Source organism: Pseudomonas sp. KCJK8993, assembly GCF_046230915.1.
Classification (GTDB): Bacteria; Pseudomonadota; Gammaproteobacteria; order Pseudomonadales; family Pseudomonadaceae; genus Aquipseudomonas; species Aquipseudomonas piscis.
Map to the genome: position 1 here is coordinate 19,117 of NZ_JBJJLO010000010.1, position 13,952 is coordinate 33,068.

Annotated in this window: 15 protein-coding genes and 1 tRNA gene; 4 read left to right on the forward strand and 12 right to left on the reverse strand. The window is 63.7% G+C overall.

Annotated elements, in window-relative coordinates:
* Positions 1-45: 45 nt before the first annotated feature.
* From ACK6AU_RS05460 to ACK6AU_RS05475, 4 genes are all read right to left on the reverse strand, one after another.
* Positions 46-735: an ABC transporter permease gene (locus ACK6AU_RS05460; RefSeq protein ID WP_185697338.1), complete on the reverse strand. Its 690-nt coding sequence runs from the start codon at positions 733-735 to the stop codon at positions 46-48.
* Complete coding sequence (locus tag ACK6AU_RS05465; protein WP_185697339.1) at positions 732-1,427, reverse strand: ABC transporter permease; 696 nt, start codon at positions 1,425-1,427, stop codon at positions 732-734. Before ACK6AU_RS05465 ends, ACK6AU_RS05460 begins: the two co-directional genes overlap by 4 nt.
* A gap of 73 nt (positions 1,428-1,500) precedes the next feature.
* On the reverse strand, positions 1,501-2,262 hold the full coding sequence (locus ACK6AU_RS05470) for an ABC transporter substrate-binding protein (RefSeq protein ID WP_409298154.1): 762 nt from the start codon (positions 2,260-2,262) through the stop codon (positions 1,501-1,503).
* A 13-nt stretch (positions 2,263-2,275) separates the two neighbouring features.
* Complete coding sequence (locus ACK6AU_RS05475; RefSeq protein ID WP_409298156.1) at positions 2,276-3,049, reverse strand: ABC transporter ATP-binding protein; 774 nt, start codon at positions 3,047-3,049, stop codon at positions 2,276-2,278.
* 1,007 nt (positions 3,050-4,056) lie between these two features.
* On the opposite strand from ACK6AU_RS05475, the gene ACK6AU_RS05480 reads away from it, so the two are divergent.
* The gene (locus ACK6AU_RS05480) at positions 4,057-4,377 is read left to right on the forward strand and encodes a hypothetical protein (protein ID WP_068589502.1); all 321 of its coding nucleotides are present in this window, start codon (positions 4,057-4,059) and stop codon (positions 4,375-4,377) included.
* A gap of 74 nt (positions 4,378-4,451) precedes the next feature.
* Here ACK6AU_RS05480 and ACK6AU_RS05485 read toward each other — a convergent pair whose 3' ends face one another.
* From ACK6AU_RS05485 to ACK6AU_RS05495, 3 genes are all read right to left on the reverse strand, one after another.
* The gene (locus ACK6AU_RS05485; RefSeq protein ID WP_185697341.1) at positions 4,452-4,862 is read right to left on the reverse strand and encodes a hypothetical protein; all 411 of its coding nucleotides are present in this window, start codon (positions 4,860-4,862) and stop codon (positions 4,452-4,454) included.
* Between the two features lie 133 nt (positions 4,863-4,995).
* Positions 4,996-5,970, reverse strand: a complete 975-nt coding sequence (locus tag ACK6AU_RS05490) for an alpha/beta fold hydrolase (RefSeq protein ID WP_409298158.1) — start codon at positions 5,968-5,970, stop codon at positions 4,996-4,998.
* Between the two features lie 40 nt (positions 5,971-6,010).
* Entirely contained in the window at positions 6,011-6,340 is a 330-nt protein-coding gene (locus ACK6AU_RS05495) for a hypothetical protein (RefSeq protein ID WP_185697343.1), read from the reverse strand.
* Positions 6,341-6,464: 124 nt separating this feature from the next.
* Here ACK6AU_RS05495 and ACK6AU_RS05500 point away from each other — a divergent pair, with 124 nt between their 5' ends.
* Positions 6,465-7,055 (forward strand): hypothetical protein, encoded by a 591-nt coding sequence (locus ACK6AU_RS05500; protein WP_260497906.1) that lies wholly within the window; start codon positions 6,465-6,467, stop codon positions 7,053-7,055.
* A 232-nt stretch (positions 7,056-7,287) separates the two neighbouring features.
* Positions 7,288-7,743, forward strand: coding sequence for a carboxypeptidase regulatory-like domain-containing protein (locus tag ACK6AU_RS05505; RefSeq protein ID WP_185697344.1), 456 nt, complete (start codon positions 7,288-7,290; stop codon positions 7,741-7,743).
* An 85-nt stretch (positions 7,744-7,828) separates the two neighbouring features.
* Here the strand turns inward: ACK6AU_RS05505 and ACK6AU_RS05510 are convergent.
* The 5 genes from ACK6AU_RS05510 to ACK6AU_RS05530 form a co-directional block, all read right to left on the reverse strand.
* Positions 7,829-7,904: transfer RNA gene (locus tag ACK6AU_RS05510), tRNA-Phe, on the reverse strand.
* Between the two features lie 105 nt (positions 7,905-8,009).
* Positions 8,010-8,282: an oxidative damage protection protein gene (locus ACK6AU_RS05515; protein WP_185697345.1), complete on the reverse strand. Its 273-nt coding sequence runs from the start codon at positions 8,280-8,282 to the stop codon at positions 8,010-8,012.
* Positions 8,279-9,346, reverse strand: coding sequence for an A/G-specific adenine glycosylase (gene mutY, locus ACK6AU_RS05520; protein ID WP_409298161.1), 1,068 nt, complete (start codon positions 9,344-9,346; stop codon positions 8,279-8,281). The genes ACK6AU_RS05515 and mutY overlap by 4 nt, the downstream gene beginning before the upstream one ends.
* Positions 9,343-11,562, reverse strand: coding sequence for an AsmA family protein (locus tag ACK6AU_RS05525; RefSeq protein ID WP_409298163.1), 2,220 nt, complete (start codon positions 11,560-11,562; stop codon positions 9,343-9,345). The genes mutY and ACK6AU_RS05525 overlap by 4 nt, the downstream gene beginning before the upstream one ends.
* Positions 11,563-11,643: 81 nt before the next feature.
* On the reverse strand, positions 11,644-12,042 hold the full coding sequence (locus tag ACK6AU_RS05530; protein ID WP_185697348.1) for an acetyl-CoA sensor PanZ family protein: 399 nt from the start codon (positions 12,040-12,042) through the stop codon (positions 11,644-11,646).
* Positions 12,043-12,283: 241 nt separating this feature from the next.
* On the opposite strand from ACK6AU_RS05530, the gene ACK6AU_RS05535 reads away from it, so the two are divergent.
* On the forward strand, positions 12,284-13,945 hold the full coding sequence (locus tag ACK6AU_RS05535) for an OFA family MFS transporter (RefSeq protein ID WP_409298165.1): 1,662 nt from the start codon (positions 12,284-12,286) through the stop codon (positions 13,943-13,945).
* Positions 13,946-13,952: the final 7 nt, after the last annotated feature.

Genomic DNA, 13,952 nt, shown 5'->3' on the forward strand with positions numbered 1-13,952 from the left:
TGACGAATCCGGGGCAGGCCCGCTCCCTGGCGGGAGCGGGAGGGCTCAACGGCCCTGGCAGGCCTCGACCCGCAACCAGCGCTCCAGCAGCTTGAAGCCGCGCACCAGGATGTAGGCCATCAGCAGGTAGAACAGCCCCGCGGCGAAGAAGATCTCCACCGGCAGGTAGGTCCGGGCAATGATGGTCCGGGCCATGCCGGTCAGTTCCAGCAAGGTCACGGTGCTGGCCAGGGCGCTGGCCTTGAGCATCAGGATCACTTCATTGCTGTAGGCCGGCAGGCCGATCCGCGCGGCGCGCGGCAGGATGATGTAGAACAGTGCCTTGGACTTGGACATGCCCAGGGCCCGCGCCGCTTCGATTTCACCCGGCGGTACGGCCTGGATCGCACCCCGCAGGATCTCGGCGATATAGGCCGCGGTGTGCAGGGTCATGGTGGCGGTGGCGCACCAGAACGGATCGCGCAGGTAGGGCCACAGGGCGCTTTCACGCACGCTGTCGAACTGCGCCAGGCCGTAGTAGACCAGGAACAGCTGCACCAGCAGCGGAGTACCGCGGAAGAAGAAGATGTAGCAGTAGGGCAGCAGGCGCACGTACCACAGGCGGGACGAGCGGGCGATGCCCAGGGGAATGGCCAGTAGCAGGCCGGCGATGACGGCGATGGCTACCAGTTCCAGGGTCAGGGTGGCGCCCTGGGCCAGTTTCGGCAGCCACTTGATGATCACTTCCCAGTTCATTGCGTGCTCCTCGCAAAGCCGCGAGCGGCACGTTTTTCCAGGAAGTGCATGGCGGTCATGGCAATGATGGTCAGGCCCAGGTACATGAAGGCCGCGACCATGAAGAAGGTAAAGGGCTGCTTGGTGACGGTCACGCCGATCTGCGCGTGACGCATGATCTCTTCCAGGCCGATCACGGAGACCAGCGCGGTGTCCTTCATCAGGATCATGAACAGGTTGCCCAGGCCCGGCAGGGCGATGCGCCACATCTGCGGCATGATCAGCCGGGTGAAGATACGCCGCTTGGACAGGCCCAGGGCCATGCCGGCCTCACGATGACCCTTGGGAATCGCCAGCAGCGCTCCACGGAACACTTCGGTGGCATAGGCGCCGAAGCACAGGCCAAGGGCGATGACCCCGGCGGCGAAGGCGTTGAGTTCGAGTTCGGGGTAACCGAGGAACTCGCCCAGGGCGCGCATCCCGTTCACCGTGCCGAAATAGATCAGCAGGACCCAGAGCAATTCCGGAACGCCGCGCACCACGGTCGAATAGGCACCGCCCAGCCATTGCAGGGGCTTGTAGGGCGAAGTCTTGGCCAGTGCGCCGGCCAGGCCGAGCACCAGCCCCAGGCATAGGGCGGCCAGGGCCAGTTTGACGGTCATCAGCGCACCGGCGGCGAGCGCCGGGCCGAATCCGTATAGGTCGAGATTCATGGTCTAGTCATATCGCAAGGCGTTGCAGGAGAGCGGCGCACTCAGGGGAGTGCGCCGGCCGGGCAATGCAGGATCATTCGATGCTGAAAGGGAAGTACTTGTCGTTGATCTTCTTGTAAGTACCGTCGGCCTTGATCTCGACCAGGGCCTTGTTCAGGCGCTCACGCAGTGGGTCGCCCTTGCGCACGGCGATACCGATCTTGTCGCTTTCGACCACGGGCTCGCCCTTGAACTCGAAGTTCTGGCCGTCCTTGCTCTTGAGCCATTCGTACTGCACGTACTTGTCGGCCAGGATGCCGTCCAGGCGACCGGAGAGCAGGTCCAGGTAGGCGTTTTCCTGGGTGTCGTAGAGCTTGATGCTGACGCCGTAGTCGTCTTCCATGTTGCGGTCGTCCAGCCAGGTACCGGCCAGGGTCGCGCGCTGGGCACCGATCACCTTGCCCTTGAGGTAGGACTTCTCGACCTTGAAATCGACTTTCTTCGGTGCGATGAACTGCAGCTTGTTGGAGTAGTACGGATCGGTGAAGTCCACCGCCTGCTTGCGCTCGTCGGTGATCGACAGCGAGGACACCAGGAAGTCGAACTTCTTGGCGTTCAGGGCCGGGATGATGCCGTCCCAGTCGGAGGTGACCACTTCGCATTTCTCGACCTTCAGCTTGGCGCACAGAGCGTCGCCGATGTCCTTGTCGAAACCGACGACCTGGCCGCTGGCGTCCTTGTTGTTGAAGGGAGGGTAGGCTGCCTCGATGCCCATCTTCAGGGTCTCGGCGGCGGCGCTGGCGCTGAAGGCCAGGGTGACGGCAGCGGCCAGGAGGACTTTCTTATAGCTCTGCATGCGTTTAGCTCCGTTAGCGGTTGCTGGACATGAATTGTTTGCAGCGTGCCGAAAGCGGGTTCTCGAAGACCTGCTCGGGCGAACCTTGCTCTTCTACCAGACCCTGGTGCAGGAACACCACTTCGCTGGAGACCTGGCGGGCAAAACTCATTTCATGGGTGACCAGCAACATGGTGCGGCCCTCTTCGGCCAGGGCGCGGATCACATTGAGGACTTCCTGGACCATTTCCGGGTCCAGGGCCGAGGTCGGCTCGTCGAACAGGATGACCTTGGGTTGCATCGCCAGGGTCCGGGCGATGGCGGCGCGTTGTTGCTGGCCGCCGGAGAGCTGGGCCGGGTAGGCGTGGCGCTTGTCGGCGATGCCGACCTTGGCCAGCAGGGCCTCGGCCACCTCGATGGCCTCGGCCTTGCTCTGGCCCAGCACGCGACGCGGTGCCTCGATGATGTTGTCGAGCACGCTCATGTGCGGCCAGAGATTGAAGTTCTGGAATACGAAACCGATTTCGCTGCGCAGGCGGTTGATCTGCTTGCTGTCGGTGGCGATCAGCTCGCCGTTCTTCGCGGCCTTGAGCTTGAGCTCTTCGCCGGCTACCAGGATCTGGCCCTGGTGCGGGTTTTCCAGCAGGTTGATGCAGCGTAGGAAAGTGGACTTGCCGGAACCGGAGGAACCCAGGATCGATATCACGTCACCGTCGCGAGCGGTCAGCGAGATACCCTTGAGTACCTCCTGTGAGCCGTAGCGTTTGTGCAAGTTGCGGATTTCAAGCGCGGGCGTGGCCTCAGCCATGTGCGGTCCTCATAGAGTTCAATGTGCTCCTGCTGTTGGGCGGCCTTCCTGGCGAGGCGCCAAGCTAGCATAGGGTTCGAATCGCAGCCAACAGCGCTGCCGGAGGTAAACGAGCGACGTGTGGCAGGTTGTCGCATCGGCACAGCTGACTGTCGCCCCATCAACAACCGAACGCCCGTTTGAACCCTGGATCCGGCGGGTGTCGCGTAAAAAAAGGCGCGATGGTGCCAGCTTTGGCCGGGTGTTGGAAGGGTTAACGGGCCAAAGGTCATGGATCTGTCGGTTAATTGGGTATCCCACGCGTTTTGACCGTGTTTTTGCCGGACGAGGGCGGCTGATGGCTGTAATGCCGAGCAATGACCTGGAAAAAAGCCATCGAGTTCAATGGGTTGCCGATCTTTTCGGAAAGGTGTGGTCCCGGGCTGTTGGCTCTGTACCTGCCTTTATGGCCTGGGTAATCAAGGCGTGCTGCGAGACCGCCTTTTTGCGAGAACGAACCCGGGCCGGGTGGAGTTAGTCTTTTCTTGTTCCTGGAAGCGAGGACCCCCGGCACCGGGTCTGGCGTAGGGCTGTCGGCGTCGCTGTAGCGGTATACGGGGACGCGCCGGTCGAGCCTGGGCGCCGGGGCGGATCAATTGATCGCCTGGAAGCCAAAAAGACCGTTGTCGATATAGACAGAGGCCGTTTTTATTGGATTTGTGACTTGTTACATGAGGTTTCATGGACAGCATGCAGGTGAAATAGTAGCCTGCGCGCTCTTCGATAAGAGCTCTTGCGTGCCAGCGTGAGAGGAGCTATGGAATAGCGCTGTTGTACAAGGGATTGAACGCTTGTCGGAACCTGCGGATCCGCCGCTTTCCCTTGAAACGCCTCGCCTTTCCAGCTCTTGACCGGTTTGCACTCGCCCTTGGCGTGGTCGATGGTCCCTGCCCGAAGAACCTAGCACTGGTTCCAATGGTGATCGCCCGGTCATTGGTTCCTCATAACGGGGCGGCAAGGAGACGCACATGGCGTTCACCAAAATCATCTTCAAAAACCCGAACACCGGGGCCATCAAGGAAGCGCCAGTCGGTTTCTCCTGGACCGTGTTCTTCTTCGGTTTCATCCCGGCCCTGTTTCGCGCCGACTGGAAATGGGCAGCGATCATGTTCCTGCTGTCCATGTTCACTTTCGGCCTGAGCAACCTGGTGTTCATGTTCATCTACAACAAGCTGTTCGTCCGTGACCTGATCGGCGCCGGCTTCAAGGCCCAGTCCATCGCCAGCGGTGACCTGAATTTCGCCAGCTCGCGCATCGGCATGGAAATCCCACGGCTGGAAGCGGCCTGAGTATCAGGTAGCTCTAGTAGCTGAAATGCAAAAGGGCGCATCCACAGGATGCGCCCTTTTTTCTTGCCGCTCGTTCAGCCTTCCTTGCTGAACAGGGCCTGGGAAGCGGCGAGGTAGTCGACCTGGAAGGCCTCGGATTCGATCCAGGCCAGCGCAGTGGCTTCGTCGGCCTCGGTGGACCAGTTACGGTATTCGATCAGCGCCGCGAGGATGAAGTCGGTGGCGCCTTGTTCGCCCTCCTGCTCATACACCAGTTCCAGCAACGGGTCCGCCAGGAACGCCGCGCACATGGCCTGCTGGCTGGTTTTCTCGGCGTCGCGCATTTTCACGAACAGCTCGGTCAGGTCCACCGATTCGAAGTCGATGCGGCTGTCGTTGGGATCGAGGTCCAGTTCCGAGGCCGGTGCAGTGCGCTTGGCGCGGTTTTGCTTGGCCTTGGTTTTCGCCCGCTGGGCCCTTTTGTGTTGCTTGTTCGCAGATGCCATGGGCGTGCTACCTGGTTGCCTGAAGGTGTATCGCATGGCCGCCGTGCAGTGGCGGTCGGTGAGGCGGGCAAGGATGCCAGTAAATCGGCGGTGGGGCACCTGCCTTCGGCCGGGAGGCGGTGCCTGCCGGGGCTCAGTTCCTGGGGATGATGCGCCCCGGGCTGCGGCTATCCAGTTCGCCGTGGCGTAGCCAGCCAAGGATGATCGGCCACAGCCGGGTCTCGAAACGGCTGTGGAAGAACGCGAAGTGGCCGACTTCGGTTTCGCCGATGTCTTGCGGGGTAATGCGCAGGTGAGTGCATGGGCTGTTGTGGAAATAGCCCAGCAGGCGTTCGATGGCGGCCACGGTGCCGAACGGATCGTCGCTGAGGCTGATGGCCAGGATCGGTGCCGTGACATGGGCGAAAGGCTGGCCATTGCGTTGGGCGGCGATCTTGCGGCCACTGGGGCGCCCTTCGTAGCGTGGGTGCGGGGTGCTCCAGTCGCGGACCACCCCGGCCGGGGTGTCTTCCATCCACCCCAGGCGCTTGCCGGGAAAATAGCCATAGAGGCGGGTCAGCAGGGGCATCGCCACATGCCATTTGCCCAGCATCCGCCAGCGTTCCGCCGGGGCGTAGTCTCGCCAGTAGGCGAACTGCGCGCCCATGGTCGCCATGCGCCGGATCAATCCCGCCGAGGTGCCCAGGCCTGCCGCGCAACCGCCGAAGCTATGGCCGACGACGTCGATCGGTTGGCCGGGGAATTCACGCTGGGCGCGTTGCAGCATGGCTTCGAAATCCAGGGTGCCCCAGTCCGACCAGGAAGCCTTGAAGCCTTTGAGCGAGGCTGGTCGCGATTCGCCGATGCCACGGTAGTCATAGGTCATGACGTCGAAGCCGTGGGCGAACAGATAATCGGCGAAGCGAAAATAGTAGCGGCAGCGCACCGAGGTGGCGGCGCTGATGATCACCACCGGGCGCTGAGGATCAGGCTGGGCATGGCGCCAGGCAAAGCCGCCAATCAGCAAGCCGTCTGCGGCAGGTTCGTTGAAACTCTCGCAGGGACCGCTGGCAGGCTTGACCTTGGCGGGGGCCGAGACGGGCAGTTCGGGGGATGACAACAGGGACATGGGAGGTTGTTCCTGGATGGCCGAAGTGAGGGGTTCAGGTTCAGCGGCGGCGTTTGTCGGTGCCCATTAATACCCGGCCGATCCACAGCGTGGCTACGGCCAGTGCGCCCAGCAACAGGGTACTGGCGCATTGCCAGAGCAGCTCGCCATAGAACTGGGTGGGCTGTTGTGCCTGGCTGTAGGCGAGTTTCGGTCCGGCGCGGTTGCGGGTGACGATCAGGCCGTCCTGCAGCGCGCTCGCCAGGGTCCAGCCCAGCAGTGCGGTGACTGCCAGCAGCACGCTGCCTATCAGCAGGAATACCCAGGCGCCCTTGCCGGTCTTTCCGGGCTTGGGGTGGGGCAGGGGGATGCGGGTTCGTTTCTGGTTCACTGCGGGCCGTTCCTTTGCGAGGCGATGGTCACTTTACTCTGCGAGAGGCCCTTCGTGATAACGCCGTGGCCTGTCATTGGCGGCGCAAAGGTATGCTGGCGCTCTTTTTTTGCAAGGATCGGGAATGACGATGATGCGGTGGTGCTCATGGAAGGGGCTGGTGCTGGCGGTGCTCATGACCGCTGGCGGACAGGTGCGGGCGAACGAGCCGTCTTCGGTCTATCTGCGCTGCAACATGACGCCGGAAGACTATGCCAAGGCCATGGCAGCGACGCCGCGCCCGGCACTGGCCTATGGCGACTGGCAGCAATGGTTCAACAGCAAGCAGATGTACGGCCCGGGCCTGGTGGATGCCGAGTCGTTGCGCGACTCCGGGGCGCGGAGCCTGCAGGAAGCGGTGGAGATCTGGATGGGCCCCGGTGCGTATTCACGTTATGACCCCAAGGCTGGCCGCTGGCAGTTCGCCTTGCTGGAATTCACCGACAACTATGGCGAGATGATCCAACTGCTGGCGCCCTTGCGTGGCGTCGCCGCCTTCTGCCAGCCCGACTCCGACAGCTTCCTGTTCATCTACTCCTACATCTGGGGCGATGGCGACAACGCCTACCTGGCCCTGGACCAAGGGCGCAGCCGGTTCGCCGCCGGGCCGACCCCGGTGCAGCGGGCCGAGGCCGACGCGGCGCTCCAGGGGCTGATGGAGGCAGGGGCGGACTGAGGCGGCCTTAGGCGTCTTTGCTCAAGCCGTGGTGCCGAATCGGTCTAAAGCCATCGGCATCGGGGCGTACACTGGGGCTTGGGAGCTTGAGGCGGGCCGGCTGTGCAAGGCTGTCGTGGCTCGGCCATTCGAGATGCAATAGGGGAGACCCGGGCGCTACCGATCCTGGGGCTGGAGGCTTGATGGTGGCGTCCCATTGCAGTGGTTCGTAACGAACCCGGGAGTGGTCATCATGAAATGCTCTTCCATTCGTATCATGTCGGCGCTCGCCGTGTTGCTGCTTGCGTTGGCATCGTCCAGCGTACTGGGCGCTGTCGCCAGCAGCGAGCCGATCGATCCGGCCGGCGTCCAGTTGGTGCCGCAACAGCAAAACGGCATCGCCTACCTCAACGGTGGGATCGGCCTGGATGAGTCGCGGGCCATCCAGCAGGTGACGGGCTACAACCTGCACCTGACGTTTTCCGTCGGCCCGCAGAACCAGTACACCTCGGATGTGGACGTGGCGATCGAGAATGCCCAGGGGCATTCCCTGCTGAACCTGGCCGGGGTGGGGCCGATCGTCTATGTGCAGCTGCCCCCCGGCAAGTTCCAGGTCGTGACTACCCGCAAGGGCCTGGAGCGGCGTAGCACTATCGATGTCGCCGCTAGCGCCCGGCGCGATCTCAACGTTCATTGGGATAGCTATTGAGCGCAGTCTTGAGGCCTGAGCCTGATGGCGCCGAATGCCGGGCATAAAAAAACCCTGAATCTTTCGATTCAGGGTTTTCGGTATTTGGTGCCCAGAGACGGAATCGAACCGCCGACACGGGGATTTTCAATCCCCTGCTCTACCGACTGAGCTATCTGGGCAACGGGGCGCATTAAACGGGTTTTTCAGGGGGGCGTCAAGCAAGTTTTGAAAAAAAGTTTAATTATTACCGCCGCTTACGATCCGCCCCCGGATTTGCAGCGGTTTTACTCCGCTGGCGGCACGTAACCTTCGGCCTTGGCGTATTCCTCGCCGGAGAAGTACTTGTCCATTTCCGCCTGGATGAACTTGCGATCCTCGGCGTTCATCATGTTCAGGCGCTTTTCGTTGATCAGCAGGGTCTGGTGCTTCTGCCAGTCGCCCCAGGCCTTGGCCGAGACGTGCTCGTAGATATCCTGGCCCTTGGGGCCCGGGTACGGCGGACGTTCCAGGCCTGGCAGTTCTTCTTGGTATTTGCGGCACATTACGGTGCGTGTCATGACGACTCTCCTGCATTCAATACTTCAGCCGCGCGTTTGAGCAGTGTCTTCACCGGGGCGGCAAGGCCCAGGCGCGGCGGGGTGGCGAGGTTATACCAGAGCCAGTCGGCCTCGGCGACGTGCAGGGCCGACTCTTCGACCCGGATCAGCCAGGGTTCGATGGCCAGCTGGAAGTGGCTGAAGGTGTGTACCAGGGCGGGCATCTGCTGGTGTTGACCCAGCTCCAGGGAGTGTTGCAGGGCCAGGTGCTGGATGTCGTCCAGGTCATCGAGTTCCGGCAGGCTCCAGAGCCCGCCCCAGAGGCCGCTGGAAGGGCGGCGGTAGAGCAGGATGGCGCCTTCGCGGTTGGCCAGCATGGGCATCAGGGTGCGTTTCTGGGGGACTTCCTTGCGTGGCTTGGGCACCGGATAGCGGGTTTCCAGGCCGAGCATGTGCGCTTCGCAGTGCCGCTCCAGGGGGCACAGCAGGCAGCTGGGCTTGCTACGGGTGCACAGGGTCGCCCCCAGGTCCATCATTGCCTGGGTGTAGTGGTTAACCCGCGAGTGGGGCGTGAAGCGTTCGGCGGTCGCCCACAACTGCTTGGCCACCTTGGGTTCCCCCGGGTAGCCCTCCTGGGCGGTAAAGCGCGCCAGGACCCGCTTGACGTTGCCATCGAGGATCGGCGCCCGCAGGCCCATGCTGATGCTGGCGATGGCCCCGGCGGTGGACAGCCCGATGCCTGGCAGCTCGGTGAGTTTTTCCACGTCGCGGGGAAATTCGCCGCCGTATTCGGCCATCACGATCTTCGCGGTCTTCTGCAGGTTACGCGCCCGGGTGTAGTAGCCCAGGCCGGTCCACAGGTGCAGCACTTCGTCTTCCGGTGCCTCGGCCAGGGCCTGCACCGTGGGCAGGGAGGCCATGAAGCGGTCGAAGTAGTTGAGCACTGTACTGACCTGGGTCTGCTGCAGCATGATCTCCGAGACCCAGACCCGATACGGGTTGATGTCCTGTTGCCAGGGCAGGTCGTGGCGCCCGTGACGGTCATACCAATCCAGCACCGCGCTGGAAAAAGCCTCGGCTCTCATCGCTTGAACAGCCCCTTGATTGCGTTCTTCAGTTCCGGGCTGACCTTGTCGCCGAGTTTCTCGTCGATCTTTTCCTTGAGGCGGTCGCCGGCCAGCTTGGCGGCCACCTGGCCCAGGCCGTCCTTGTCCAGGCGGCAGGCCTTGGCGCCCAGCTCCAGCGGGCCACGGCAACGCAGCGGCAGCTCGATGCCACGGAAGCGCTCGCCCACCTGGCAGGCCGGGTCCGGGTTATCGCTCAGGTCGCCTTCGACGACGATGCCCACGCGATAGTCCAGGCCCAGCACGCGCAGGTCGATGTCGCCGTTGCCGTTGACGGTCATGCCGGGGATGCGCACCTTCAGGTCCGGGTTGCTGGCCACGCCATTACGCAAGGTCAGGTTGCCCTTGAGCTCCTGGAACGGGGTGTCCTTGCCGCGCGGGGTACTGGTCAGGTTCTTGCGGTTGAGCACGGCGATACCCTGGCACAGCTGTTGCTCGATGCTGGCGTTGAGCAGCACACCGTTGTTGATGGCGAAGCTGGCGGTGCCGTTGAGGCTGTCGATCAGCGCCTTCTGGCTGTTGCCGTTGCCGGTGAGGTTGCTGCTCAGGGTGACCAGGCCCTTGACCGGAGGGTTCTGGCCCTGGTTTTCCAGGATGCGCTCCACCGGCACCCGGTTGATCCGGGTCTGCAGGCTCAGTTTCGGGGTGCTCTGGCGCACGTCCAGGGTGCCATTGGCCTCGAAGCTGCCGTTGAACAGCTCGCCGCGCAGGTTGGCGAGTTTCAACAGGCCATCCTGGCCGGAAGCCTTGAGCGCGGCATTCTGGATCTGCAGCTTGTCCAGGGTCAGTTGGCCGAAGTTCAGGTCGGCGTCGACGTCGAGCTGGGCCAGGCGTTCCACCGGCAGCAGGCGATCGGTGCTCCAGGCGCCCTTGGTCGGTGCGTCGGGCAGCGGCGTGGTGCCGCCCGCGGCAGCCGCCTCGCTACCCTGTACTTCGGCCTTGCGGGCCGCGGCGGCGCTGTTGGCTGCCGCGGACTTGGGCGGCAGGTAGCGGTCGACGTTGAAGGTATCGGCCTTGAGCTGGGCTCGCAGGGCTTGCTTGGCGAAGTCCTCGATGGCCAGGCGACCGCTGAAGGTGCTGTCGTCGAGCTTCAGGGCGAGATCTTCCAGGGCCAGGCTGGTGGGGGTGCCTTGCAGGCGGCTGGCCAGCTCGACCTTGCTCAGGCTGCCCTCGGCCATGGCCGGCAGGGTCTGGCCGATGCTGTCGACGAATTTCGCCAGGTCGAACTGGGCGATGGAGATTCCGCCGCTGATCTGCGGCGTCTTGTCCAGGTCATTGACCTTGAGTTCGCCCAGGGCCCGCAGCTGGTTGAGGGAGAGCTTCAGCCCGGTCCACTGGCCGACGTTGGCGGCCTTGTCCAGCAGCAACTGGCCCTGGGCGGAGAAGGTCAGGGTCTTGCCTTGCAAGGGGTCGCCGGCCGCCTCGCCGGACAAGCGCATGTCCTCGAACTGATAGCGCTGCAGGGCACGGTCGAAGCGCAGTTCGCCGTTGAGCTCGGTGCGCACGCGCACCGCCGGTTGGCTGCTGGCCAGGAAGGCGGTGAGCTTGACCGGAGTGTTGGTGGCTTCGTGGATCGGCCCGGTGCTGAGCTGGATGCTCTCGGCGGTGAACTGCTTGCCGGTCTGTTCGTCGTTGTATTCGACCCGGGCGTTGTTCACCGTCAGGCTGTCGATATCCAGGCGGATCGGCTGCGCGGGTTTTTCCGCGCTGGCCGCAGCCTCGCCGGTTTCGCCGGTGCTGGTGGCAGGCGTCTCGGCCTGGCGGTCGGCCGGCGCGGCCTTGCCGATGTCCTGCCAGTTGCCGTGGCCGTCCTTGTCGCGGGTCAGGCGCAGGTTCAGCCCCTCGACCCGGACGTCGCTCATCTGTACTTCGCGGCGCAGCAATGGCAGCACGCGAACCGACAGGCCCAGCATCTGCAGGTCGGCGAAAGGCTGGGTGGGGTTGGCCAGGGTGGCCACCCCGGCGTCGTGCAGTTCCAGGCCGAGCCAGGGGAACAGGCTCCAGCCGATGTCGCCATTGAGGGTCAGCTCGATGTGGGCCTTGTCCCGGGCGATCTGGCGGATTTCGTCTTTGTAGTCGTTGGGGTCGAACAGGTGGGTCAGGGCGAAGCCCAGAGCCACGATGATCAGTAACAGCCCGAGAATTACCAGACCCAGGATTTTGCCGAGCGCTTTCATGGGCGAGTCCTTGTATGTCGAATTCAAAATTTAGCGGGGCAGTATAACGCCCCGGACCTGGCGACTGTTGACCCAAACCGTCTAGGGGTGCTTGAGCTCAAGCCCCAGCTTGGCCGCCAGGGCCTGGGCCTCGAGATGCCCGGCCGGAGCCAGCAGGTACAGGTTCGCCCCCTCGGTCCGGGCCATTTCCCGGGCCTGGCTCACCAGGCGTTCGGCCACGCCGCGGCGCCGGGTGATCTGGCGCACACAAAGGTGGGACAGGGACCAGCCGTCCGAGTGCCGTTGCAGATACCCGGCTCCCAGCAAGCGGTCGTTGAAGCGCGCCGCCAGCAGGCTGGCGTCCCCCAGGGCATGGGCGATCAGCTGCGGGGCATCGGCATGGGGAGCGAACAGCCAGTCCGGGGCGTCCTGGTAGATCTTGCGCAGGTCCTGCTGGTCCTGGGGGCTGGCGTCGTACAGCGCTTGGACAACGATGGGCATGGGGGTTCCTGGGGAGAGGGTGGGCGGCGACCACCAGAGCAGTCGCGACAAAAAAGGTGGTAGCAGTTTGCTTTCTTAATGTTTTGCAAATGGTAACCTCTGGCGGTTCGTCCGTCCTTCCGCGACTTAATGTCGCGCCCGCCCAAGGGAAGCTTTACTCAATCAGAACGACCATGCCTGCGTGCCAAGGTCGTCGCAGGGGAGTGGCCGGTGAACAATTCCAATAATTGGGGGAACATCCATGAGCTCTAGCATCGCGGCCGCCAACCCGGCCGCCCAGCCAGCGTTCTTGTCCAAAGAACGCATCATCGCCAAGCCCGGTTTCAACCGCTGGCTGGTTCCACCGGCCGCCCTGGCCATCCACCTGTGCATCGGCATGGCCTATGGCTTCTCGGTGTTCTGGCTGCCACTGTCCAAGGCGCTGGGTATCAGCGCCCCCGTGGCTTGCGAGCCGGGCATGGGCTTCATCGCCCAGGTCTTCTCGTCCCAGTGTGACTGGCCGATCTCCATGCTCGGCTGGATCTACACCCTGTTCTTCATCTTCCTGGGCTGCTCGGCGGCGATCTGGGGCGGCTGGCTGGAACACGCCGGTCCGCGCAAGGCTGGGGTGGTCTCCGCCCTGTGCTGGTGCGGCGGCCTGCTGATTTCCGCCCTGGGGGTCTACACCCACCAGATCTGGCTGATGTGGATCGGCTCCGGGGTGATCGGCGGGATCGGCCTGGGCCTGGGCTACATCTCCCCGGTGTCGACCCTGATCAAGTGGTTCCCGGACAAGCGTGGCATGGCCACCGGCATGGCGATCATGGGTTTCGGCGGCGGCGCGATGGTCGGTGCGCCCCTGGCGGCCGCGTTGATGAGCCACTTCGCTACCCCCACCAGCGTCGGCGTCTGGCAGAGCTTCCTGGTGATGGCCGCGATCTATTTCGTGTTCATGATCGGTGGCGCCCTGGCGTATCGCGTACCGCCCACCGGCTGGAAGCCCGAGGGCTGGAGCGCGCCGGTGAAAAAAGCCGGTAACGCGATGATCACCCACCGCCACGTGCATGTGAACGTGGCCTGGAAGACCCCGCAGTTCCGCCTGGTGTGGCTGGTGCTATGCCTGAACGTGTCGGCCGGTATCGGCATCCTCGGCATGGCCTCGCCACTGCTGCAGGAAGTGTTCGCCGGCAAGCTGCTGGGCAACGACCTGAGCTTCAGCCAGCTGGACGCCGGGCAACTGGCGCAGATCGCCGCCATCGCCGCCGGCTTCACTGGCCTGCTGAGCTTGTTCAACATCGGTGGCCGGTTCTTCTGGGCGTCGTTCTCCGACTACCTGGGCCGCAAGAACACCTACTTCGTGTTCTTCGCCCTCGGGTTTGCCCTGTATGCGCTGATCCCGAACCTCGGCCACCTGGGCAACGTCGCCCTGTTCGTGGCGGCGTTCTGCATCATCCTGTCGATGTACGGCGGCGGTTTCGCCACGGTCCCGGCCTACCTGGCGGACCTGTTCGGCACCCAGATGGTGGGAGCGATCCACGGTCGCCTGCTGACGGCCTGGGCGGCGGCCGGCGTGCTGGGCCCGGTGCTGGTGAACTACCTGCGCGAATACCAGCTGAGCATCGGCGTCGAGCGCGCCGCGGCCTATGACATCACCCTGTACATCCTCGCCGGCCTGCTGGTGCTGGGTTTCCTGTGCAACCTGCTGGTGCGCCCGGTGGCCGACAAGTACTTCATGAGCGACGAGCAACTGGCGGCCGAGCAGGCGCTGGGCCACGACAAGGGCGCCGACAGCACCACGGTGCTGGAGTGGAAAGCCTCGCCCGGCAGCGTGCCGCTGGCGATCGCCGCCTGGCTGGTGGTGGGCATTCCCCTGGCATGGGGCGTGTGGATAACCCTGCAGAAGACCGCAGTGCTGTTCCACTAGGACCCTG

Coding starts and splice junctions, on each gene's coding strand:
- ACK6AU_RS05475 (WP_409298156.1), bottom strand. CDS start 3,049: ATGGCTGAGGCCACGCCCGCGCTTGAAATCCGCAACTTGCACAAACGC.
- mutY (WP_409298161.1), bottom strand. CDS start 9,346: ATGAGAGCCGAGGCTTTTTCCAGCGCGGTGCTGGATTGGTATGACCGT.
- ACK6AU_RS05480 (WP_068589502.1), top strand. CDS start 4,057: ATGGCGTTCACCAAAATCATCTTCAAAAACCCGAACACCGGGGCCATC.
- ACK6AU_RS05470 (WP_409298154.1), bottom strand. CDS start 2,262: ATGCAGAGCTATAAGAAAGTCCTCCTGGCCGCTGCCGTCACCCTGGCC.
- ACK6AU_RS05500 (WP_260497906.1), top strand. CDS start 6,465: ATGACGATGATGCGGTGGTGCTCATGGAAGGGGCTGGTGCTGGCGGTG.
- ACK6AU_RS05525 (WP_409298163.1), bottom strand. CDS start 11,562: ATGAAAGCGCTCGGCAAAATCCTGGGTCTGGTAATTCTCGGGCTGTTA.
- ACK6AU_RS05515 (WP_185697345.1), bottom strand. CDS start 8,282: ATGACACGCACCGTAATGTGCCGCAAATACCAAGAAGAACTGCCAGGC.
- ACK6AU_RS05530 (WP_185697348.1), bottom strand. CDS start 12,042: ATGCCCATCGTTGTCCAAGCGCTGTACGACGCCAGCCCCCAGGACCAG.
- ACK6AU_RS05460 (WP_185697338.1), bottom strand. CDS start 735: ATGAACTGGGAAGTGATCATCAAGTGGCTGCCGAAACTGGCCCAGGGC.
- ACK6AU_RS05535 (WP_409298165.1), top strand. CDS start 12,284: ATGAGCTCTAGCATCGCGGCCGCCAACCCGGCCGCCCAGCCAGCGTTC.
- ACK6AU_RS05465 (WP_185697339.1), bottom strand. CDS start 1,427: ATGAATCTCGACCTATACGGATTCGGCCCGGCGCTCGCCGCCGGTGCG.
- ACK6AU_RS05485 (WP_185697341.1), bottom strand. CDS start 4,862: ATGGCATCTGCGAACAAGCAACACAAAAGGGCCCAGCGGGCGAAAACC.
- ACK6AU_RS05505 (WP_185697344.1), top strand. CDS start 7,288: ATGAAATGCTCTTCCATTCGTATCATGTCGGCGCTCGCCGTGTTGCTG.
- ACK6AU_RS05490 (WP_409298158.1), bottom strand. CDS start 5,970: ATGTCCCTGTTGTCATCCCCCGAACTGCCCGTCTCGGCCCCCGCCAAG.